Origin of the sequence: Pseudomonas graminis (assembly GCF_001705435.1) — a bacterium.
In the GTDB taxonomy this organism is placed as follows: Bacteria; Pseudomonadota; Gammaproteobacteria; order Pseudomonadales; family Pseudomonadaceae; genus Aquipseudomonas; species Aquipseudomonas graminis_B.
Genome location: NZ_MDEN01000069.1, coordinates 324,761 through 346,896, shown reverse-complemented (window position 1 = coordinate 346,896; position 22,136 = coordinate 324,761). Strand labels below are relative to the sequence as shown.

General features: G+C 61.1%; 20 protein-coding genes. 12 read left to right on the top strand and 8 right to left on the bottom strand.

The annotated features are described in order from the left end of the window. Positions 1-242 precede the first annotated feature (242 nt). On the top strand, positions 243-1,715 hold the full coding sequence (locus BBI10_RS23710) for an inorganic phosphate transporter (protein ID WP_065992277.1): 1,473 nt from the start codon (positions 243-245) through the stop codon (positions 1,713-1,715). A gap of 104 nt (positions 1,716-1,819) precedes the next feature. Here the strand turns inward: BBI10_RS23710 and BBI10_RS23705 are convergent, their stop codons facing one another. Continuing rightward, positions 1,820-3,310 (bottom strand): helicase HerA-like domain-containing protein, encoded by a 1,491-nt coding sequence (locus BBI10_RS23705; RefSeq protein ID WP_065993179.1) that lies wholly within the window; start codon positions 3,308-3,310, stop codon positions 1,820-1,822. A gap of 225 nt (positions 3,311-3,535) precedes the next feature. Between BBI10_RS23705 and BBI10_RS23700 the strand changes: the two genes are divergently transcribed. Genes BBI10_RS23700 through BBI10_RS23690 form a run of 3 tightly spaced genes read left to right on the top strand, consistent with a single transcriptional unit; the run spans position 3,536 to position 6,412 of the window. Next, positions 3,536-4,648 (top strand): glycosyltransferase family 4 protein, encoded by a 1,113-nt coding sequence (locus BBI10_RS23700; RefSeq protein WP_244160420.1) that lies wholly within the window; start codon positions 3,536-3,538, stop codon positions 4,646-4,648. Beyond that, entirely contained in the window at positions 4,641-5,420 is a 780-nt protein-coding gene (locus BBI10_RS23695) for a DUF2334 domain-containing protein (RefSeq protein ID WP_065992270.1), read from the top strand. Before BBI10_RS23700 ends, BBI10_RS23695 begins: the two co-directional genes overlap by 8 nt. Next, positions 5,417-6,412 (top strand): lysylphosphatidylglycerol synthase transmembrane domain-containing protein, encoded by a 996-nt coding sequence (locus BBI10_RS23690; protein WP_083233245.1) that lies wholly within the window; start codon positions 5,417-5,419, stop codon positions 6,410-6,412. The genes BBI10_RS23695 and BBI10_RS23690 overlap by 4 nt, the downstream gene beginning before the upstream one ends. Here the strand turns inward: BBI10_RS23690 and BBI10_RS23685 are convergent. Together BBI10_RS23685 and purU are read right to left on the bottom strand one after the other, a co-directional pair. Then, positions 6,389-6,577 carry a hypothetical protein gene (locus tag BBI10_RS23685; RefSeq protein WP_065992269.1) on the bottom strand — a complete coding sequence of 63 codons (189 nt, stop codon included), beginning with the start codon at positions 6,575-6,577 and terminating at the stop codon, positions 6,389-6,391. The genes BBI10_RS23690 and BBI10_RS23685 overlap by 24 nt on opposite strands. A 103-nt stretch (positions 6,578-6,680) precedes the next feature. Beyond that, positions 6,681-7,532: a formyltetrahydrofolate deformylase gene (gene purU / locus BBI10_RS23680; RefSeq protein ID WP_065992267.1), complete on the bottom strand. Its 852-nt coding sequence runs from the start codon at positions 7,530-7,532 to the stop codon at positions 6,681-6,683. Between the two features lie 346 nt (positions 7,533-7,878). On the opposite strand from purU, the gene mvaT reads away from it, so the two are divergent. Continuing rightward, positions 7,879-8,256, top strand: coding sequence for a histone-like nucleoid-structuring protein MvaT (gene mvaT, locus BBI10_RS23675; RefSeq protein WP_065992265.1), 378 nt, complete (start codon positions 7,879-7,881; stop codon positions 8,254-8,256). Between the two features lie 101 nt (positions 8,257-8,357). Here the strand turns inward: mvaT and sbcB are convergent, their stop codons facing one another. After that, positions 8,358-9,788 (bottom strand): exodeoxyribonuclease I, encoded by a 1,431-nt coding sequence (sbcB, locus tag BBI10_RS23670; protein WP_065992263.1) that lies wholly within the window; start codon positions 9,786-9,788, stop codon positions 8,358-8,360. 235 nt (positions 9,789-10,023) lie between these two features. Here sbcB and BBI10_RS23665 point away from each other — a divergent pair, with 235 nt between their 5' ends. From BBI10_RS23665 to BBI10_RS23640, 6 genes are read left to right on the top strand one after another with little or no spacing between them, the layout of a single operon-like run. Then, positions 10,024-10,761: an RDD family protein gene (locus tag BBI10_RS23665; RefSeq protein ID WP_065992261.1), complete on the top strand. Its 738-nt coding sequence runs from the start codon at positions 10,024-10,026 to the stop codon at positions 10,759-10,761. Next, complete coding sequence (locus BBI10_RS23660) at positions 10,758-11,738, top strand: stage II sporulation protein M (protein ID WP_065992259.1); 981 nt, start codon at positions 10,758-10,760, stop codon at positions 11,736-11,738. Before BBI10_RS23665 ends, BBI10_RS23660 begins: the two co-directional genes overlap by 4 nt. Beyond that, complete coding sequence (locus BBI10_RS23655; protein ID WP_065992257.1) at positions 11,725-13,371, top strand: DUF4129 domain-containing protein; 1,647 nt, start codon at positions 11,725-11,727, stop codon at positions 13,369-13,371. Before BBI10_RS23660 ends, BBI10_RS23655 begins: the two co-directional genes overlap by 14 nt. Further along, a complete protein-coding gene (locus BBI10_RS23650; protein WP_065992255.1) occupies positions 13,368-14,588 on the top strand; it encodes a DUF4350 domain-containing protein in 1,221 nt (406 codons plus the stop codon). The genes BBI10_RS23655 and BBI10_RS23650 overlap by 4 nt, the downstream gene beginning before the upstream one ends. Continuing rightward, entirely contained in the window at positions 14,585-15,661 is a 1,077-nt protein-coding gene (locus BBI10_RS23645; protein ID WP_083233244.1) for an AAA family ATPase, read from the top strand. Before BBI10_RS23650 ends, BBI10_RS23645 begins: the two co-directional genes overlap by 4 nt. Further along, complete coding sequence (locus tag BBI10_RS23640; RefSeq protein WP_065992253.1) at positions 15,658-17,013, top strand: DUF58 domain-containing protein; 1,356 nt, start codon at positions 15,658-15,660, stop codon at positions 17,011-17,013. The genes BBI10_RS23645 and BBI10_RS23640 overlap by 4 nt, the downstream gene beginning before the upstream one ends. Before the next feature lie 11 nt (positions 17,014-17,024). Here the strand turns inward: BBI10_RS23640 and BBI10_RS23635 are convergent, their stop codons facing one another. Beyond that, positions 17,025-17,384, bottom strand: coding sequence for a PilZ domain-containing protein (locus BBI10_RS23635; RefSeq protein ID WP_065992248.1), 360 nt, complete (start codon positions 17,382-17,384; stop codon positions 17,025-17,027). A gap of 314 nt (positions 17,385-17,698) precedes the next feature. Further along, positions 17,699-18,073, bottom strand: coding sequence for a tetratricopeptide repeat protein (locus BBI10_RS23630; RefSeq protein WP_065992246.1), 375 nt, complete (start codon positions 18,071-18,073; stop codon positions 17,699-17,701). A 179-nt stretch (positions 18,074-18,252) separates the two neighbouring features. Between BBI10_RS23630 and pyk the strand changes: the two genes are divergently transcribed. Next, positions 18,253-19,704 carry a pyruvate kinase gene (gene pyk, locus BBI10_RS23625; protein ID WP_065992245.1) on the top strand — a complete coding sequence of 484 codons (1,452 nt, stop codon included), beginning with the start codon at positions 18,253-18,255 and terminating at the stop codon, positions 19,702-19,704. Positions 19,705-19,778: 74 nt separating this feature from the next. Here pyk and BBI10_RS23620 read toward each other — a convergent pair whose 3' ends face one another. Both BBI10_RS23620 and BBI10_RS23615 read right to left on the bottom strand, forming a co-directional pair. After that, the gene (locus BBI10_RS23620) at positions 19,779-20,717 is read right to left on the bottom strand and encodes an iron-sulfur-binding ferredoxin reductase (protein ID WP_065992244.1); all 939 of its coding nucleotides are present in this window, start codon (positions 20,715-20,717) and stop codon (positions 19,779-19,781) included. Beyond that, a complete protein-coding gene (locus tag BBI10_RS23615) occupies positions 20,710-21,816 on the bottom strand; it encodes a GGDEF domain-containing protein (protein ID WP_410928500.1) in 1,107 nt (368 codons plus the stop codon). The genes BBI10_RS23620 and BBI10_RS23615 overlap by 8 nt, the downstream gene beginning before the upstream one ends. Positions 21,817-22,136 lie beyond the last annotated feature (320 nt).

Sequence of the window (22,136 nt, the reverse complement as noted above, 5' to 3'; positions counted from 1 at the left end):
CGCCCGCTTGCCGGTCGCTGACTCAAACAGCCGACGGCAAGCGTTTCAAGTGCCTTAACGCCAGGTTTTACAGACTCGTCTATGGTTCAGGGATGCTTCGCACGCTCCTTCACGACAGGAAGTCAACGGGCTGGCAGGACAGAAATTTCGTCGCAGGCTGCTACCAATGAGCAGCGCGCCTATCGCGCAGTTTTTTTTCTGTCATAATCCCGCCCCCTTAAGACCGGGTCAGAAAACCTTCCATGATCGATTTATTCAGCGGACTGGATGCTTGGGTGATTGTGAGCTTGTTGCTCGCCCTGGCGTTTGTCCTCACCTTCGAGTTCATCAACGGCTTTCATGACACCGCCAACGCGGTGGCGACAGTCATTTACACCAAGGCCATGCCGCCTCATCTGGCGGTATTTTTCTCGGGTGTGTTCAATTTTCTCGGGGTGCTCCTGGGTGGCGTCGGCGTGGCGTATGCCATCGTCCATCTGCTGCCGGTCGAGTTGTTGATCAACGTCAACACCGGTCACGGTCTGGCCATGGTGTTTTCGCTGCTGGCGGCGGCCATTACCTGGAACCTCGGCACCTGGTATTTTGGTATCCCGGCATCCAGCTCCCACACGCTGATCGGGTCGATTCTGGGTGTAGGCCTGGCCAATGCGCTGATCAATAACATTCCGCTGGGCGAAGGCGTTAACTGGCAAAAAGCGATCGATATCGGCGCTTCGCTGGTGTTCTCGCCATTGGCCGGCTTCATCGTGGCAGGTCTGGTACTGCTGGGGCTCAAGGCCTGGCGTCCCCTGTCCAAAATGCACAAGACCCCGGAACAGCGCCGCAAGCTCGACGACAAAAAGCATCCTCCTTTCTGGAATCGCCTGGTTCTGGTGATTTCGGCGATGGCGGTGAGCTTTGTTCACGGCTCCAACGATGGTCAGAAAGGCATCGGCCTGATCATGCTGGTGCTGATCGGTATCGTCCCGGCGCAGTTCGTGCTCGACCTGAGCACCACGACCTACCAGATCGAACGCACCCGCGACGCGACCCAGCACCTGAGCCAGTTTTACCAGCGCAATAACGCGACGCTGGGCGAGTACCTGGCATTGGGCAAATCGGCGGCCGGCGACCTGCCCGAGCGTTTCAGCTGCAACCCTGAGCAAACCGAGCCGACCATTGATGCGCTGTTGAGCAACCTCAAGGGCGTCAACGACTACCACAGCCTCGCACCGGAGCGTCGCATCGAAGTGCGTCGCTACTTACTGTGCCTGGACGACACGGCACGCAAAGTCGGCAAGCTGCCGGCCCTGGATGCCCGTGAAAAATCGGATCTGGAGAAACTGCGCAAGGACCTGACCGCGACCACTGAATACGCGCCGTTCTGGGTCATCTTCGCCGTTGCATTGGCGCTGGGCATCGGCACCATGGTCGGCTGGAAACGCGTCGTGCTGACCATCGGCGAGAAGATCGGCAAGCAAGGCATGACCTACGCTCAGGGCATGTCTGCACAGATCACCACCGCGAGCGCCATCGCGCTGGCCAACGTGTTCAGCCTGCCGGTTTCAACGACTCACATCCTGTCGTCCGGCGTTGCCGGGACCATGGTGGCGAACAAGAGCGGCCTGCAGGGCGGGACAGTTCGCAACATTCTGCTGGCATGGGTGTTGACCCTGCCCGCCACTGTCGCGCTGTCGGCAGGCTTGTTCTGGCTGGCGTCCAAAGCGCTGGCCTGACCTGACTGCACCGGCCGTTCTGAAAAAGCCCATTCATTGAATGGGCTTTTTTGTGGGCGCTGGATCAAAGGCGCATTCATCGGAATGAGCCGGCGCGCGAAGGCCTAGCGGCGTTTTTTACTACCCCCGAGCAAAGACCCCATCAATCCCCGCACCAGTTCGCGACCGATCTGGGTGGCGGCCTGGCGCATCGCACTTTTGACCGCCTGCCCCGCCAGCCCGCCCAGAAATCCACCGGCCATGTCGGCAAAGCCGCCTTCTGACTTTTCTTCAGCGGCAGGTTTCTGCGCGGGGTCCGTGGAGGTGCCTTTGCGCGCTAGCAGCATTTCATACGCCGATTCGCGATCCACGGGTTTGTCGTAGCGACCGGCCAGTGGCGACCGGGCGATCAGCGCGGCGCGTTCGGCCTGGGTCAACGGCCCAATACGAGATTGCGGCGGCGCGACCAGCACACGCTGGACGATCTCGGGCGTGCCCTTTTCCTGCAGCGTGCCCACCAGCGCCTCGCCGATGCCCAACTCCGTCAGCACCGACAGCGCATCAAACTCGGGATTGGGGCGAAAACCGTCCGCAAGGGCTTTCAGCGATCGTTGCTCCTTGCTGGTGAACGCGCGCAGGCCGTGCTGAATGCGCAAACCGAGCTGCGCCAGAATGGAGTCCGGCAGATCCCCCGGCGACTGAGTGACGAAATACACGCCAACGCCTTTCGAGCGAATCAGCCGCACCACTTGTTCCAGCCGCTCCTGCAGCGCTTTCGGCGTATCCGCAAACAGCAAATGCGCCTCGTCGAAGAACAGCGCCAGCAAGGGTTTGTCGGCATCGCCGCGCTCGGGCAACTGCTCGAACAGCTCCGCCAGAAGCCACAGCAGGAAGGTGGCATAGACCTTCGGCGACTCGTGCACCAGCCGGCTGGCATCAAGCAGATGAATTTGCCCGCGACCGTCGCTTGCGGGCTGCAGAAGGTCTTCCAGCTGCAGCGCCGGCTCGCCGAACAGCGCCTCCGCGCCCTGCTGCTCAAGGACCGCCAGCCGACGTAACAGCGCCTGGCTCGAGCCTGTGGTCATCAAGGCGCTGTCATCCCCGAGCACGTCGGGGTTGTCACGCAGATGGTTGAGCAGCGCTTTGAGGTCCTTGATGTCCAGCAACAACAGACCTTCCCGATCCGCCACCTTGAATGCGGCGTAGAGCGCCGACTGCTGGCTGTCCGTCAATTCCAGCAAACTTCCCAGCAGCAGCGGCCCCATTTCCGACAGGGTCGTGCGCAACGGATGGCCCGTTTCACCGTGCACATCCCACAGCGTCACCGGATAACCCTGAGGTTTATGGTGCAACCAGGGCATGCCGGCGATGCGCTCGGCGATCTTGCCTTGGGGCTCACCCGCAGCACCGAGCCCGCAGAGATCACCCTTGATGTCCGCCGCGAACACCGCCACGCCAGCATCGCTGAACACCTCCGCCAGACGCTGCAAGGTGACGGTTTTCCCGGTACCGGTCGCGCCGGCCACCAATCCGTGACGATTGGCCAGACGCATCGCCTGCCCGACCGGCTGGCCCGTCAGGTCAGCGCCAATAAAAATCTGTTGTGAGTCAGGCATTCGTTCACCCAAGCGTCGCATTTGATATTCCCGAGGGGACTGCGGCGACAGCCCGACTGGACCGGCGCCCCTGATCAGCCCTCAGGCCACCTCCCTACTCTAGCGCAAGCGGCGTAACGCTCGTCCATTGGCCTAGGCTCAGGCATGGGTGCGACGTTCTGCAACCGAACATCTGTATGTGTGGACGGTCAACCAGAAGGACCGATCAATGGACGGAGGCATCCTGTGCATATCGCTGACATGACCATGTTCTACGCCCCTGCCAGCGGTGGCGTGCGCACGTATCTGGACGCCAAACACCGTCGCCTTGCCCTTTACCCGGGCGTGCGCCACAGCCTGCTGATTCCCGGGCCGCAAAGCAGTCATGAGGACGGCGTGTACCGGGTGCCGGCGCCGCCCGTGCCTTTTGGCAACGGCTATCGGTTCCCGCTGCGCGTCGGTCCCTGGCGAGCTGCCCTGCGAAGCCTGCGGCCGGACCTCATTGAAGTCGGCGATCCTTACCTGACGGCCTGGGCGGCACTGGATGCCCGGCGCCAACTGGACGTGCCGGTGATTGGCTTCTACCACTCCGATTTGCCGCTGCTGGTGAGCAACCGCATCGGCACCTGGCTGGGCGCCAACGTCGAGAATTACGTGAGCAAGCTCTACGGCAACTTTGACCGGGTGCTGGCGCCGAGCGCCGCGATGGCGGAGAAGCTGACCCGCCTGGGTGTGAAGAACGTTCATGTGCAGCCGTTGGGGGTGGATCTGCAGACGTTTCATCCCTCTCGCCGAGATTCGGGCCTCAAGGCCGAACTGGGCCTGACAGAAGAAACACACCTGCTTATCTTCGCCGGCCGTGGGTCGAAAGAGAAAAACCTGACCGTTCTCCTCGATTGCATGAAGGCTCTGGGCGCCGGATATCACCTGTTGCTGGTGGGCTCCCATATGCCAACCAGCGTGCCGACAAACGTGACGGTTGTGGATAAATTCCGCCCTGCCGCCGAGGTCTCGCGTCTGCTGGCAAGCGCTGATGCGCTGGTGCATGCCGGGGATCAGGAGACCTTCGGCCTGGTGGTGATCGAAGCCATGGCCAGCGGGATCCCGGTGGTCGCGGTGGATGCCGGTGCGTTCGGCGAAATCATCCCAGAGCACTGCGGCCTGCTGTGCGAACCCAATCACCCGCTGGCCATGGCGGCCGCCGTGCGTCAGTTGTTTGCCGAGAATGCAGCACGCCGAGGCGCGAATGCGCGGCGTCATGTCGAGGGGCACTACGCGTGGGACACTGTCGTCGCCGGCTTGCTCGGCCATTACCACGCAGTGCTCGGCGCCCACCAGCCGGGGTATGCCCATGGCTGATCACATGGCGAACACGCCACGCAGCGTCATGCTGGTCCTTCACGACGTGGCACCCCAGACCTGGCCGGATTATCGCCCGTTTGTGGAAGCTGTCGATGCGCTGGGAAACGTGCCCATTACCTGGCTGGTGGTGCCGGACTTCCACAAGCACGACCCGATCGATGCCAACCCGGATTTCCAGCGGTTGATGCACGACCGTCTTGCACGGGGCGATGAACTGGCGCTGCACGGGTATTACCATTGCGACGACAGCCCTGCCCCGCGCACGCCGCAGGACTTTTTCATGCGCCGCATTTACACCTGGGAAGGCGAGTTCTACACCCTCAACGAGCAGCAGGCGATGGAGCGACTCGAAGCCGGCATGGAAGTGTTCCGGCGCAAAGACTGGCCGCTTCACGGGTTCGTTGCACCGGCCTGGCTGATGAGCGAAGGCACGCGCGATGCCCTGCGAAAATTGCCGTTGGACTACACAAGTGATGCCCAACACTTGTATCGTCTGCCGGACTTTTCCGAGATCGATGCACCCGGCATCGTCTGGAGCGCTCGCAGCGCCTGGCGCCGGGGCGTATCAAAAATCGTCAGCAACCACCGTGAGGCTCAATTGCACAACGCCGCAACTATTCGTCTGGGTCTGCACCCTGTGGACATGCGCCACGACTTCTCCCGTCTTTATTGGCTGCAAGCCCTTGAGCGCCTGCTGAACGACGGCCGCACGCCGACGAGCAAATTTGCCTGGTTACAGGGCCTTAATGCCGCCAGGTCTGCGGCGTGAGGCGACTTGGCTGGCTTGCAGCAGCACTGATACTCGCCCTGCTGATTCCGTTTTTCATGGGCGGGGCGGACATGTTTCATCGCCTGCGCAATTTCCCGGTAATGCTCCTGATCGGCATGTTCGGCATGGTATTGGTGGGCTGGTGCATGAACACCATGCGCCTGCGCCTGTTACTCGGCGACGCCGCCACTGGGCTCGGCATGCGCAAGAGCCTTGCCGTGGTCATGGCGACCGAGTTTGCCTACTGCGCGACACCCGGTGGCAGCGGAGCGCCTCTGACGCTGGTGGCACTGCTCTCGCGCAGCGGCATCGGCCCGGCGAAGAGCACAGCGGCTTTCGCCACTGACCAGTTGATGGATCTGGTGTTTTTCCTGCTCGCACTGATCGGCATCCTGATTTACGCGGTGTTCCACCAGCTCAGCGAAAATCTTGAATGGATGCTCATTGCCAGCGCCCTGCTGATCGGCGCCGGGCTTTGCGCCTGCGCCGGTTTCGCGCGGTATCACCGACGCATCATTCTGTTCAACGGTCGGGTGCTCAAACGTCTGAAACGCAAGAACACCACGCGTATTCGCTGGGCGCGCAAGCTGTTGCATTTTCGCGACGCGCTGGCGGAAACCTGGAAGATGCCCCATCGCATACTGCTACAAGTGTTTGCGCTGACCTGCGTGCACTGGAGTCTGCGTTACAGCGTGCTGTACCTGGCGTTGCAAGGGTTGGGCGTGAATATCGACTGGGCGTGGACGTTTCTGGTGCAGATGCTCTCGCTGAGCGCCGGGCAGTTCAGCCTCTCGCCGGGCGGTGCGGGAGCTGCGGAGTTGACGTCGGCGGCCTTGTTGGCGCCGATGATGGGCAAGTCGACGGCAGCTGCGGCGATCCTTATCTGGCGGATCGTCACCTATTACTTCTATCTGGTCGCAGGCGGTCCGGTGTTTCTGTTGATGGTCGGGCGCCCACTTTTAAACAAGCTACTGCGGATCAAGACTGTCTGATTCGTCTTCCTGTTTGGCAGACGTCATTTCTTTCCATAACGCTTGCGCCCCCTCGAAGTCCGTGCCGTCTTCCGGCGACATTGCGTCGACGTCGTAACGGCTCAGGCACCCCTCGCCAAGGGTCGGCGGGGCTTTGGATGTGGCTTTGTCGAGGGGGTCGCTCATGTGGTTCCGCCTGTCTCGCCGCAGAAGCCTGAGTGTTCGCACACCATCATGGTGAAGTGAGCCGCTGAAACTTCAGCGGGCTCCCCAAACCGCTCAACACTGCTTAATCAAAGACCACTGTCTTGTTGTCATGCACCAGCACGCGGTCTTCCAAGTGCGCGCGCAGCCCGCGAGCGAGCACCATTTTCTCCACGTCGCGACCGAAACGCACCATGTTCTCGATGCTGTCGCGATGGCTTACGCGCACCACGTCCTGCTCGATAATCGGACCGGCGTCCAGTTCTTCAGTCACATAGTGGCAAGTAGCACCGATCAGTTTCACGCCGCGCAGCGACGCTTGGTGATACGGCTTGGCGCCGACAAACGAAGGCAGGAAGCTGTGGTGAATGTTGATGACCTGATGCGCGTATTCCCGGCACAGTTGCGGCGGCAGAATCTGCATGTAACGCGCCAGCACAACAACGTCGGCTTCGTGGTGTTTGACCAGACGCGAGACTTCGGCGAACGCCGGCTCTTTGTCTTTCGGATCAACCGGCACATGGTAATAAGGAATGTTGTGCCACTCGACCATGCTGCGCAGGTCCTGGTGGTTGGAAATCACGCAGGCGATTTCGCAGTGCAACTCATCGCTGTGCCAGCGGTGCAACAGGTCGGCCAGGCAGTGGGATTCCCGGCTTGCCATGAGCACGACGCGTTTTTTCTGCGCGGAGTCGGTAATCCGCCAGTCCATCGAAAACTCTTCGGCGATAGGCGCAAAGGCTTGGCGGAAACCTTCGAGGTCGAAAGGCAGGGAATCGGCACGGATTTCATGACGCATGAAAAACCAGCCGCTGAGACTGTCAGAGTGATGACTCGCTTCGGTAATCCAGCCGTTGTGCGAGGCCAGAAAGTTACTGACCTTGGCAACGATACCGACACGGTCCGGGCAAGCAATCACCAGACGAAAAGTGCGCATGTGAAAAACTCCAGAACTTCGCAAAGGCCGCCATTCTAGCGATTACCTGAGGACTGTGCAGTACCCGTATGCCGCTCATTTCAGGCGGCAAAAAAGCGCACCCTGCGGGGGTTAATGCATAAGTGCCAGACCGGTTCATCGGCGACGGAAATTCGACGCCAGATACTTCGCTGGAACTGCACCATGAGGGGCGTTCTATAACGCAACATGTGTATCTAAATCGAGCGTATGTCTGCGGCTATTTCAAAATGCTACGGATAAAACTTTTCTTAAATGTTTACTTGCGCAAACACTCTGATTATTATGCGCCCATCGCATCTTGCCCATCACAACATAGGTAACCCCCATGTCATTGATCAACGAATACCGCGCAACAGAAGAAGCCATCAAAGAATTGCAAGCCCGCCTACAAAATCTGCAACAAGACGACAAACTGCAGAAAGAACTTGAGTTCGAAGGCAAACTGCGCACGTTGATGGGCGAATATCAGAAATCCCTGCGCGACATCATCGCGCTGTTGGATCCAGAGTCCAAAATGAAGGCGCCACGTGGCGCTGCTGTAAAGCCGGTTGGCACCAAGCGCGCTCGCAAGGTCAAGCAATACAAGAACCCGCACAACGGTGAAATCATCGAAACCAAAGGCGGCAACCACAAGACGTTGAAAGAGTGGAAAGCCAAGTGGGGCGGCGACGAGGTTGAAGGCTGGGCAACTCTGCTGGGTTAATTCCCGGGTGTAGAGTCAGTCGTCGCACTGAAACGTCCGACCCCAAAAAAACGCCAGCTGATGCTGGCGTTTTTTATTGCCTGCCATTAATCCAGCCTGGCTTAAAGCGCCAGACGCTGTTTCAACACCAGAGAGTATTCCTGCCATTGAGCGAGCACCTTGAGTTGCTCGGGCGTGGCCTTCAGTGAGAGCTCGATCAGCGCACGGCTGAATGCCCTGAGCGTATTCGGCGCGCCGGCCTGAGGGTCGCTCAGGCGCAACTGACAAAACGCCAGCCAGCGCTGTTGCTCTGCAACGCTCAGGGTTTCAGCAAAGTTGCGGGCGCGATAGCGGAATAACAACTCGGGCAGTCGATGATCATCGAACGGCCAGACATCGGTAGCCAGTTGCTGCGGCTCGGCAGTTCGCACCTGCTCGCAGAGACGACGGTCCCGGTCATTGATGAAGCCGTCGTATAACTGCTGTTCCGGATCTTCACTGGCAGCGAAGTTGTCGTTGGCGTACACGCTTTTCAACTTGTCCTGCCAGATCGTCTGCCCTTCATTCAATGCGGCGACGCGCATTTTATAAACACTCATGTCCAATTGCAGACGCTGACGGTCCTCCTCACGAAGCACGCTCAGCGGGGCAATGACCGGGCATTTATTTACATGCAGCAATTTGAGCGGGACCGGCAACTGGCCTTCGAGCAGATCTTCGCGACGGGTATATAGACGCTGACGCAAGGTCTCGCCGTCTTCGTCCAGCAGCGGGCTGTGGTCATGGAACAGGTCGCAGACAATCAATGCATTTCGGTTGACCGGATGCCAGGCCAGCGGGAGTACAACGCTCACATAACTTCGCGCCGCGGAAAACCGACCCGATATATGCACCAGCGGCTGCATCAACCGAATCTGATCCTGCACCTTGTGCTTGAAGCGTAACTCAAAAAGATAATCGTAAAGTTTGGGTTGTTTTTCGCGAACCAGGCGCGCCAGTGCGATGGTCGCGCGGACGTCGGAGAGCGCGTCGTGGGCCTGACCATGGTCGATCCCGTTGGCCGCCGTCAGCCGCTCGAGTTTCAGCGTGACCCGGCCCTCTTCTTCCGGCCAGACAATGCCTTCGGGGCGCAATGCGTAAGCCGTGCGGACCACGTCGATCAGGTCCCAGCGGCTGTTACCGCTCTGCCACTCGCGGGCGTAAGGATCGAAGAAGTTTCGGTAAAGGCTGTAGCGGGTCATCTCATCGTCAAATCGCAACGTGTTGTATCCCGCGCTGCAGGTGCCGGGGAGTGACATCTCTGCGTGCAATCGCGTCATGAAGTCCGCTTCACACAGGCCCTTTTCCGCAAGCCGGTCAGGCGTAATGCCCGTCACCAGACACGCGGCCGGATGGGGCAGGATGTCATCGCCGGGCTGGCAATAGAGGTTGATCGGTTCGCCGATCTCGTTGAGCTGATCGTCCGTACGAATGCCCGCCACTTGCAGCGGCCGGTCGTTGCGTGGATTGATCCCGGTGGTTTCGTAGTCGTACCAGAAGATGCTGGAAGTCACGGGCTGATCCTGAGCAAAAGACCGGGCGAGTTTATCAGATGCCTTTGGGCGTCTGACGCCAGCGGATGCACACCACCGCTTGGGATACTGCGACACAGTTTGTGCGAAAGTGTCGGCTGTCTGTGGGCAGCAAGTTGTAACAGGACCCTTCCCACACTGTGTCCAGAATCATCCGGTTGCTTAGCCGCTCCGGCGTGGCTAGCATCAAACCTCTTTCACCGGCGTACCTTTCTTTATGTCCCTTTCCCATGCAGAGCCAGGAATTGCTGCGCCGCTTGTCCTGCTGGACACCCGTGTTCGCATGGAAACGCCCGAGGGCATAGACCTCATCCTGCGCCCCGCCGGTTTACTGCCCCGCTCCGTTGCGTTCGGCATCGACCTGATGATTCGCGGCGTATTGCTGGGTGTCCTGTTTTTTGTGCTGGGAACACTGGGCGACTTCGGCACCGGACTGTTCATGCTCGCGCTGTTTCTCGGAACCTGGGGCTATATGGTGCTCTTCGAGGTGCTGCACCAGGGGCGCACGCCGGGGAAACAGATCATGGGGCTGCGGGTCATTCACGATGACGGCACGCCGATTGGCTGGTCGGCCTCAGTGCTGCGCAACCTGCTGCGTTTCGTCGACATGCTGCCCTTCGGCTACTGCGTTGGCGGGTTCACCTGTTTGCAGCACCCGTTGTTCAAACGCCTGGGGGATCTGGCGGCCGGCACGCTGGTCATCTATCGGGATTTACCCCCGCAGCGGTCGTCACTGGCAGAGGCCACTGCGGTGAGCCCACCGCTGCCCCTCTTGCTGGAGGAGCAGCGCGCCATACAAGCCTTTGCCGAGCGTCACGACACACTTTCTCCGGCGAGGGCTCAGGAGCTCGCCGCCATCGTCACGCAGCCGTTGCAGCTGGCTACCTCGCCAGATCCGCACTATCCGGTCCAGCAACTACACGGTATCGCCCGCAGCCTGGCCGGTTCGTCATGAAGCAGAGCCTGTTCGAACAACGCCATGCAGACGACTGGCAGCGTTTTGCAACGCGTCTTGAGGCGCTGGAAGGGAGTCGACGTAAAAGCGAATCCGGTGCTGGCTTCAGCCGCGAATACCGTCAGATCTGCCAACACCTTGCGCTGGCGATTGACCGTGGGTACGCCAGTTATCTGGTCGAGCAACTGCAACAGCTTGCGATGCGCGGCCACCAACAGTTGTATCGCCACCGAAGCCAGTTCACTGCGCAGTTGCTGAGCTTCGTGCTGGCGGACTTTCCGCGGATGGTGCGTGCTGAATGGCGATGGGTTGCCCTCGCCGGCCTGCTGTTTTATGGCAGCCTGACGCTCATGGCGCTGCTGGTCTACGGCTATCCGGATCTGGTCTACAGCGTCGTCAGCCCGGCCGATGTCGCCGAGATGCACGCGATGTACGAGCCCGCCGCGCGGCGCATCGGGCAGACGGCCGAGCGCGCATCGAGCACTGACTGGCTAATGTTCGGTTACTACGTCATGCACAACGTCGGCATTGCTTTCCAGACCTTCGCCAGCGGCCTGCTCTTCGGCGTCGGCAGTCTGTTTTTTCTGTTCTTCAACGGGCTGATGATTGGCGCGGTTGCAGGCCATCTCACCGACGCGGGCATGGGGGCAACTTTCTGGCCGTTCGTGGTCGGACACAGCGCCTTTGAGCTGACCGGCATCATGCTGGCGGGTGCGGCGGGGCTCAAACTCGGATGGGCGCTGGTGGCGCCTGGTCAACTGCGCCGGAGCGAGGCGCTCCAAGGCGCTGCCCGGACCAGCGTACGACTGATCGGCGGGGTCATGATGTTCCTGCTCATCGCCGCATTCATTGAAGCGTACTGGTCGTCGATGAGCTGGCCACCAGCGATGGCCAAATATGGGGTGGGCGCTTCTTTGTGGCTGCTCGTGGGCGCCTACCTGACGCTTGCCGGACGCACGCCCCATGCGCCTGACTGACGCCAGCGTTGTCATACGCCCACGTACGTCCTGGGAGGCCATCGACCTGGGCGTTCTTCTGGCGCAGCGGCATCGCGCGTTGCTGATGACCAGTTGGGCCATCGTCACCTTGCCGGTCTTCGCACTGATTACCCTGCTGCTGTGGGATTACCTGTCGGTGGTAGTGCTCGTGTTCTGGTGGCTGAAGCCGGCCTACGAACGGCTGCCGCTGCTGATTCTGTCCCAGGCGCTCTTCGGCTCGGCACCTTCGCTCAGACAGGCGCTGAAGAGCTTCCCGTCCGCACTCAAACCGCAGTTGATAGCGAGCCTGACGTGGCGCCGTCTGAGCCTCAGCCGCAGCTTTTATCAGCCGGTGCAGCAACTCGAAGGACTCGACGGATTGCCGCGTGCGCAGCGGATTGCCGTGCTTGGGCAGAAGGATTCCCGGGCGGCGCGTCTTCTGACCGCGCTGGGCAGCACCCTTGAACTGACTTTCTGGATCGGCCTGATGGTGCTGTTCTACGCCATGATTCCGCCGCAGATCGAAGCCGACTGGTCGTGGCGCAGCTTGCTGGACATCGAGGGTGAGTGGAACTGGCTGGAGCATCTGACCAACGGGTTTTATGCCTTGGTCCTTATCGTCTGGGGGCCGGTGTATGTGTCGTGCGGGTTCGCGCTGTACCTCAATCGCCGAACCGCGTTGGAGGCGTGGGACATCGAACTGGGTTTCCGCAAGCTGCGTCAGCGGGTTATGGGCAGCGCAGTGGCGTTGCTACTGGGCGGGTGCCTTGCACTGACGTTGCTGCCGTCTTCCGCCCTGGCAGAGTCGGCGCTAAACCCGTCGATGACAGACCCGTCAATGGCGGACGAAATCCCCAGCGAATCGGGCAATAGCTGCCCGTTGCCGCCGCTGGACAACCCGCAGACGGACGAGAACGTGGCCTCGCCGGATTCCCCTCGCCTGCGTAATCAGTTGCTGACCAGCCAGGCGTCACAGGACGCCATCCATTCAGTGCTTGAGCAACCGCCGTTTAAAAATCCCAAACCAGTGTCCGGCTGGCGCATCGCCCAGCCAAAACAGGATGCCAGCCATGATGCCAGGTCAGCCGAGACACTGACCTGGCTGGCGCGGCTGATCGTCGGCCTGCTCAACGTGGGCAAAACCTTATCAACGCTGTTCGGGGCACTGTTATGGACGCTCGTCGGCCTGACGGTCGCGTGGGTGATCTGGCGCTATCGGGTCTGGTTCGCCACCTTCGTTGGTAAAAGCACGCCCAAGGCAATTGCACCACAAGACCTCCCTCAGCAACTCTTTGGCCTGCAGGTTCGGGCTGAAAGCCTGCCGGCGGATGTCGCCGATGCAGCAGAAAGGCTCTGGCAGCAGTCACCGCGCGAGGCGTTGAGCCTGCTTTACCGCGCACTGCTGAGCCGCCTGTTGACGGATTACCAGCTGCCGCTGAGAAGCGCAGACACCGAGGTCCAGATACTGGCGCGGATCGCCGAGCTCAAGCAGCCCTCCCTCGATGACTTCAGCCATGAGCTGACGCGGCACTGGCAGAATCTCGCGTACGGGCACCAGATGCCGCCGGATCAGGCACGGCAGACGTTGTGTGCAGACTGGCGGAAGTTGTTCGCGCAAGGGCCAGGGGCATGAGCCGGCGCTGGATCATCGGGCTGGTCGCCACGCTGATGCTGGCAAGCATCGTCATCGCCAGTGTGCCCGTACTGAAGCGGCTCGAGCGTTACCAGGAAACCGTCGATCAGGGCCCTTCTCCCGAGGCGCTGGCCAACCCTTACCTCGCCGCTCAGACGTTCCTGCGTCAGCGGAACATTGTGGTGAAGACGGTCGAAACCCTCGCCACTCTCCCGGATATCCAGGACCAGCCGCAGACGCTCATGCTGCTGGATTTTCGCGACAAGATGACGCCGTCCGAGGTCCAGCGCTTGCTGGCCTGGACCCGTTCGGGAGGCCGGCTTCTGTTTGTTGCGGAACAACTGTGGGACCCGACCAAGGGGAGCAGCGGCGACCTGTTGCTGGATCAATTGCAGATTCATCAATTTCTCACCCTGGATCTGCAAGAGCAGGACCGCGAACGTCAGCGCGAACAGCTCAAGCCGGTCATCCCGCTGAGCACTCCGGACATTCAAGGCTCCGAAACGCCGTGGCCCGAGTTGACCCGGCTATTCCTGCAAAATGAAAACGATCCGGCCTACATGAGCTTCGACCCGGCCTTCCACCTGGATGACCCCGAGGATCATGCGCAGTCATGGGCCAACAGCGCTGACGCCACGCACCTGCTGCAAATGGTGTACGGCTCCGGATTGATCACCGTCGTCACCGACGCCGACCTCTGGAAAACCCACGCCATCGGCGAATACGATAATGCCTGGCTGCTCTGGTACCTGAGCCAGGACAGCACTGTCACGATGGTGCTGCGCACGGAACACGACAACCTGTTCGGCCTGCTCTGGAAATACTTCCCACAAGCCCTCCTCGCGCTGACGTTGTGCCTCATCGCGACGCTGTGGCATGCAGCCATGCGCCATGGCCCGATGCTGCCAGTCCTGTCACGTGGCCGCCGTCAGCTCAGCGAGCACCTGCGGGCGAGCGCCGACTTCATGCTCCGCCGCGAAGGCCAGCACGCCGCGTTGCGCGCCTTGCAGCAAGACATCCTGCGCCGCGCCCGGCAACGGCATCCCGGTTTTGAAACCCTGGCCGTCACCGAACAATGGCAAACGCTGGCGCGCATGACACGTCAGTCCACCAGCAGCATCGGCCAGGCATTGCGTCCGCGGCCGGAGCAGCGCCTGTCCAGCAGCGAATTCACCCGTCAGGTTGCGTACCTGCAAACCATCAGGAATGCCTTATGAACGATCAACCGACCGAGCCAGGCCACGCCGCCAATCACCTCCCCACTCCAGAACACGGGGCCGTGGACCACAAGCACATCGAGCCAGCCACCCCCTCGGGCAGCAATCCGGCGCAGCAGCGCCAGCGTGCGATTCATCTGGCGCAGGCGGTGCGGCACGAGTTGCAAAAAGCGGTGATCGGCCAGGACGCCGTGATCGATGATGTACTGACTGCACTGATCGGCGGCGGCCATGTGTTGCTTGAAGGCGTTCCCGGGCTGGGCAAGACGCTGCTGGTACGGGCGCTGGCCCGGTGTTTCGGCGGCGAGTTCGCGCGCATTCAGTTCACCCCTGACCTGATGCCCAGCGACGTCACCGGCCATGCCGTTTATGACATGCAGAGCGAGCAGTTCAAGCTGCGCAAAGGGCCGCTGTTCACCCATCTGCTGCTGGCGGACGAGATCAACCGCGCACCGGCGAAGACCCAGGCCGCGCTGCTTGAGGCGATGCAGGAACGTCAGGTCACTCTGGAAGGCCGCGCCCTGCCGGTGCCGCAACCGTTCATGGTGCTCGCGACGCAGAACCCGATCGAGCAGGAAGGTACTTATCCGCTGCCTGAAGCCGAACTCGACCGCTTCATGCTCAAAGTGCGTATGGATTATCCCCAAGCTGATCAGGAGCTGGAGATGGTCCGCCAGGTGACCCGTTCGACGCGCTCCGACATGCTCGACATCCAGCCCCTGCGCACCTTGATGCAGGCGAAAGATGTGCTAGCGCTGCAACGCATCGCCGGCGATCTGCCGGTGGATGAACAGGTCCTCGATTACGCCGTACGGCTGGCCCGCGCCACCCGTACGTGGCCGGGCCTGACACTCGGCGCGGGGCCGCGAGCATCCATTGCTTTGATTCGGGGAGCCCGCGCGCGGGCGCTGTTGCGCGGCGGCGAGTTCGTCGTACCCGACGATGTCAAAGGTTGTGCGCTGGCAGTACTGAGGCACAGGGTCAGGCTGGCGCCGGAGCTGGACATCGAAGGGTTGTCGGTGGATCACGTGCTCAATCAATTGCTGGATCAGGTGGCGGCGCCGCGCCGATGAAACAACTGCTCAAGCCTTCGACCCGCATGCTCTGGTGGCTGGCCGTTCTGCTCGGCGTGTCGGTGCTACTCGGCATTCTGCAGGCATTGGGTCGAGGCCCCGTTGCACGGCTGGACGGCTTTTTCTGGACCCTGCTGTGGGGAATGGCTGCCGTGGCAGGGCTGGATGCAGCATGGCTGTGGCGCTTGCCCTCCCCTCGGGTCAAGCGGCATTTGACCGGCAGCCTGGGGATGGGACGCTGGAGCGAGGTGCGGGTCGAGCTGGAACACGATTCGCCCCGCGCGCTGCACATGACCTTCTTTGATCACGGCCCCTCCGAGCCGGACGCCCGCTACGAAACCGACAATCTGCCCCAGGTCGTCGTGCTGCGCCCCCAGCGAACGGCCCAGCTGACCTATCGGCTGCGGCCGGCCAGCCGGGGGGATTTCACTTTCGAACGGACCGAAATCCTCATGCGCAGCCCGTTGCGCCTGTGGTCATCCCGGCGGTATGTACCCAGCCATGACGCCGTCCGGGTGTACCCTGATTACGCCCGGCTGCAGAACGGGCAGTTGCTGGGCGTCGAGAACTGGCTCAGGCAGATCGGCATCCGCCAGCAACCGCGTCGGGGACTGGGCCTGGAGTTTCATCAGCTGCGCGAATTTCGTGAAGGCGACAGCCTGCGCCAGATCGACTGGAAAGCCACGGCCCGGCATCGCGCGCCCATTGCCCGGGAATATCAGGATGAGCGCGATCAGCAAATCCTGTTCATGCTCGACTGTGGCCGACGCATGCGCAGCCAGGACGGCGAGTTGACGCATTTCGACCATGGGCTGAACGCCTGCCTGCTGTTGAGCTATGTGGCCTTGCGTCAGGGCGACGCGGTCGGTCTTTCAACCTTCGCGGGCGATCAGGACCGGCATTTGCCACCCGTCAAAGGCGCGGGGCAGCTGAACGTGCTGCTGAATCACCTCTACAACGTCAACGCGACCCAGCGCCCCGCCGATTATGCGGTGGCGATGCGAGCCCTCCTCGCGCGGCAGAAGCGACGGGCGTTGGTGGTGTTGATCACCAACCTGCGGGACGAGGATGACGAGCAATTACTCGAAGCGGTCAAACAGCTGAGTCGCCATCACCGGGTGCTGATTGCCAGTCTGCGCGAGGCCGTGCTCGACGATCTTCGTCAAGCGCCGGTGCACACCTGGCAACAGGCCGTGGACTATTGCGGAACGGTCGACCTGCTCAACGCACGCAGCGGGCTGCACGAGCGTTTGATCGCCCATGGCATCCCTGTGCTGGATGTGCGCCCCAGTGAGCTGGGGCCAGAGTTGGTAAGCCGATACATGAGCTGGAAAAAAGCCGGCGCGCTGTAGGGCGCCGGCCTTCATGCGGACGCTTCGAGCGGATAGAAGCTGAAATAGCGCTGCAAGGCCTGAATGAGGACAAAGTATTCCGCCGGCGCCGCTTGCAGACGGAAGCCGGAATCGAATATGCGAGGGGTTTCGTCTTCCTGACACCACAGGCAGCTGGCGTCGATGTCGATGGGGTAGAGGCCGTTCTTGCCGTCAGGCACTTTCAGGCGCAGCTGAAAATCGGCGCCCACCAGAATGGGCAGATCGCTGATCAGCATCAGGCCCTGCTCTGACACGTTCCCCAGACAACCCAAGGGTTTATCGGTGTACCGGTTGAACACTTGCAGGTAGTAAGGCAGTTGGTGACGCTCTATTCGTCGTTCATTAAGCATGCGGACACTCGCCCTGAGATGACCATTGAGCATGGCCGCGCTAGTGCTTTGGGATTCGGTTGCACGGAACTGCCAGACCCGTAAAGCCAGAACCCATCAATGGATAAGCCCATCACGGCATCTGACTCACTCGGTACTGGCAAAAGTCACTGACTCCCATGGCCGATCGGCGTTAAACACCCCTATCGGGCTCGCTTTCGGATCAGTGGCACTGCCACCTTCGTCAAAACACTTAGGTCCCTACCCATCGCAGCCTAGCTCAGGTTTTCCCGATATCCACTCGAAAACGCTACCGTACATCCACTCGGGTGTAACTAACGTGAAGCAGGGCGCGGTGTGGCGGGCGGCGCCAGGTTGTCATGGCCGAGCTGATGCAGGGTGTCCAGGCGGGCCTTGGCGCGGAACGCGTATTCGCTTTCCGGGAACTGGGTGATGATGTACTGGTAGGTCTGTACCGCATCCATGTAGAACTTCTGGCGCTCCAGGCACTGACCCCGCAACATCGACACTTCGGGCTGCACGTAGCGACGCGAACGGCTCTCCCGGTCGACTTTCGACAGGTTGTACATCACCGCGTCACAGTCGCCCTGGGCGTAGGCGCGGTTGGCATTGTTCAAATGGCTGTTCATTGCCCAGCGGGTGCAACCACCCAAGGCAAGCAGCGCCACTAATATCATCACGATTCGCATGAGAGTCTCCTGTGCTCAGCCCTTGTATCGGCGTATTCCGGGATTTCTTCAAGGCCGATTTGAGCCCCGCCGGCCTGCCGATTGCCCAGCGATCAGAGGGTCAGGTAGTGCAAAGGAACAATGACTACAGAGCAATACAGTAGTAGCCTCTCGCTGCGCTTCATTTAAGGAGTTTGTGCATGACCGTTCGCCGCACCAAAATCGTAGCCACACTGGGCCCTGCCAGTAATTCGCCAGAAGTCATCGAAAAGCTGATTCTTGCTGGCCTGGACGTCGCCCGCCTTAACTTCTCCCACGGTACGCCCGACGAGCACAAGGCTCGCGCGAAGCTGATCCGCGACATCGCCGCCAAGAACGGTCGGTTCGTCGCGTTGCTGGGTGACCTTCAAGGCCCGAAAATCCGCATCGCCAAATTCGTCAACAAGAAGATCGAGCTGAAGGTAGGTGACAAGTTCATCTTCTCCACCAGCCATCCTCTGACCGACGGCAACCAGGACATCGTCGGTATCGATTACCCCGATCTGGTCAAGGACTGCGGCGTCGGCGACGAGCTGCTGCTGGACGATGGGCGCGTGGTCATGCGCGTCGACACGCAAACCGCCGATGCACTGCATTGCACCGTGACCATCGGCGGCCCGCTGTCGGATCACAAAGGCATCAACCGTCGCGGCGGCGGCCTCACGGCACCGGCGCTGACCGAGAAAGACAAGCAGGACATCAAACTCGCTGCCGAAATGGACCTGGATTACCTGGCCGTTTCGTTCCCGCGTGACGCGGCCGACATGGAATACGCGCGCAAGCTGCGTGACGAATCCGGCGGCACGGCCTGGCTGGTGGCGAAGATCGAACGCGCCGAAGCCGTTGCCGACGACGACACCCTCGATGCCCTGATCCGCGCCAGTGACGCGGTCATGGTTGCCCGTGGCGACCTGGGCGTGGAAATCGGCGACGCCGAGCTGGTGGGCGTCCAGAAGAAAATCATCCTGCACGCGCGTCGCCACAACAAGGCGGTGATCGTTGCCACGCAGATGATGGAATCGATGATTTCCAGCCCCATGCCAACCCGCGCTGAAGTGTCCGACGTGGCCAACGCCGTGCTCGACTACACCGACGCCGTGATGCTGTCCGCTGAAAGTGCCGCGGGCTCATACCCTGTGGAAGCCGTTGAAGCGATGGCGCGTATCTGCGTCGGCGCTGAACGTCATCCGACCGGCAAGACCTCCAGCCACCGCGTCGGTCACTCGTTCACCCGTTGTGACGAAAGCATCGCGCTGGCCGCCATGTACACCGCCAACCACTTCCCTGGCGTAAAAGCGATCATTGCGCTGACTGAAAGCGGCTATACCCCGCTGATCATGTCGCGCATTCGCTCCTCGGTGCCGATCTACGCGTTCTCCCCGCACCGCGGCACCCAGGCGCGCGCGGCGATGTTCCGTGGCGTCTACACCATCCCGTTCGACCCGGCCGCACTGCCGCCTGGTCAGGTCAGCCAGTCGGCTGTGGACGAACTGGTCAAGCGCGGTCTGGTTGAGCAAGGCGACTGGGTCATCCTGACCAAAGGCGACAGCTATCACACCATCGGCGGCACCAACGGCATGAAGATCCTGCACGTCGGCGACCCAATGGTTTAAGCGACACCGCAACACGAAAAAGCCCCGCCTCGTGAGAGTGCGGGGCTTTTTTACGTCTCTGAACCCATGGCCCGTCAGCCCTTCTCCACAAACACGTCCGCCAGCAACTGACTGCGCGGCAGTCCTGCGATGAAGAGCCGCTTCGAAAAAGCCTCGACGCTGACGGGCGACCCGCAGACCAGCGCAATGGTCTGACGAGACGTCACGCGCAACCCACTCAGCACGGCCGAGAAGTCCGCCAGCTCGATCGACTCCACGTGCAGGTTCGGATGCTGGAGCGCCAGCTCGCCGAGAGGCCCTGCCAAGTAATGCTCTTGAGGCTCGCGCGCCAGATGCATCAGGCGAATTTGACCCTGATGGCCCTGCCGCAGCGCCTCGTGCAGCACACCCCACAACGGTGCCAATCCGGTCCCCGCCGCCAGCAGCCATAACGGCCGGTCCTGCCAGTCAGGGTCGTAATGCAACGCGCCGCCTTGAAGTTCGCCGAGACGGACAGGATTGCCCGGTTGCAGCCTACGGGCGACATCAACGAAAGCGCCCGGGCGCTGGCAGTCGATATGAAACTCCAGAAAGGGATCGTTCCCCGGCACACTCGCCAACGAGTATGGCCGTGCTAAGCCGCTCTCGGTCCACAGCACCAGATGCTGTCCGGCACGATAGCGCAACGGACGTTCGGGGTTCAGTCGCAAGCGCAGCACCGATGCGCTGAGCCAGTCAGCCCCGACGACGGTTGCCGGCAAGCCATCGCGCAAGGGATCGAAGATCTCAACGGTCAGATCGCTCGTCACCCGGCACTGGCACGACAGCCGCCAGCCCTGGGCGCGCTTGTCGGCCTCCAGCGCATCGGGCGCGGCGTCCAGCGGATCGCCACTGACGCAACGCACCATGCACGTGTGGCAACTGCCGGCGCGGCAACTGTAGGGGACGGACAACCCGGCGTCGTTAAGCGCGTCGAGCAAATTCGCCGCAGGCGCCACCGACCATTGCCGGTCGCCCACACGCAACTCAGGCATCGGCGTAATCCCAGGCGCCGTGGCAACGGTTGCGGCCCTCGTGCTTGGCGCGATACAGCGACTGGTCGGCGCGTTGCAGTGCGCGGTCCATGTGGTCGCCACGCTCAATGACGGCCATGCCGATCGACAGGCTCAGGTCCAGTTCAGGAAACTCCGGCAGCGTGACCCGGGTAAACGCCAGCCGGATACGTTCGCAGCAATCGACCAACTGCGCACGGGTGCAGCGAGGGATAAGCAACACGAATTCTTCACCGCCATAACGCGCGAGGATGTCGTCGGAGCGAAGGCACTGGGCAGCGGTTTTGCCGAACACCTGCAGCACCCGATCCCCCGCCGCGTGACCATGGATATCATTGACCCGCTTGAAGTGATCCAGGTCGATGAGCGCCAGCCCGGCGGTGTAATTGCCGTCCATGAGCTCAAGTTCGCGGGTCGCTATGCGCAGGAAGTGACGGCGGTTGTAGAGGTTGGTGAGTTCGTCGGTGGACGCCAGCTCTTCGAGCTGGAGCATCATGCCGCGCAGGGTTTCCTGGTGCGCCTGCAAGGTGATCCGCCGCTGGTGCATGCGATTGCGCGAGTTCTGCACGAAGCGCGCGAACAGGCACAGCCAGGAGAAAACGATGAACAGCGCGCAGGTCTGAATCACCGCCAGCCCCGGATCGGCGAGGCGTCCGCGGCTGGCGTCCCAGAGGTTGACGCCGGCGAACCCCAGCAGGGCAAACAGGGCGCAACGCGCGAAAATACTGGGGCGCAGATGAAACAATCCGAACATCAGCACCAGCACGTAAACGAGCAGAAAGGTGCCGCGGGAGGCTTCCGTATGGCTAATCAGAAACGTCTGCCAGCCCAGCCCCAGCAACACCTGAAACTCGGTCAGGCTGGGGTCTTTGAAGCGTCGATTGTAGCCACCAAAAAACACCAGACTCAACGCGGCCTGACAGAAGAGCACCAGCACACTGGTGCACCAGATCCCGAAGAAAGTGGCGTGATAGTAGCCGGTAAAATACGCCATCCATACGAGCATCAGCCCCAGCACGTAGGTGCCGGTAGCGAGCGCGAAACGTTTCAGCAGCAAGCGCTGGATAGTTTGGGCATTCACTCGTTGACTCATCATGGGTATTAAGGGTCCGTCCCGTACCGGCAAGATGACCTGTGATACTTTTCAGGCACCAGATCGAAGCAATCCTGCGCCGTGCGCGGTAATGCAGGCAGCTTGCCACTGTAGTGCTTGCGCAAAAAAATGACTATTCAAATTCCTGTGTTCCAGACGGCCGTAGCAATCTGTTTCACCGGTGTTCCGGTATATACGTTGTACGATGTTCGACCATTGATTGGCGCTCGGCAGATGTACCTTATTTGACCTCGGGTTATACTGCCGCGCCTTTTTTACCCCGGCCTGCCGAGGTGTTGCCCGGCTGT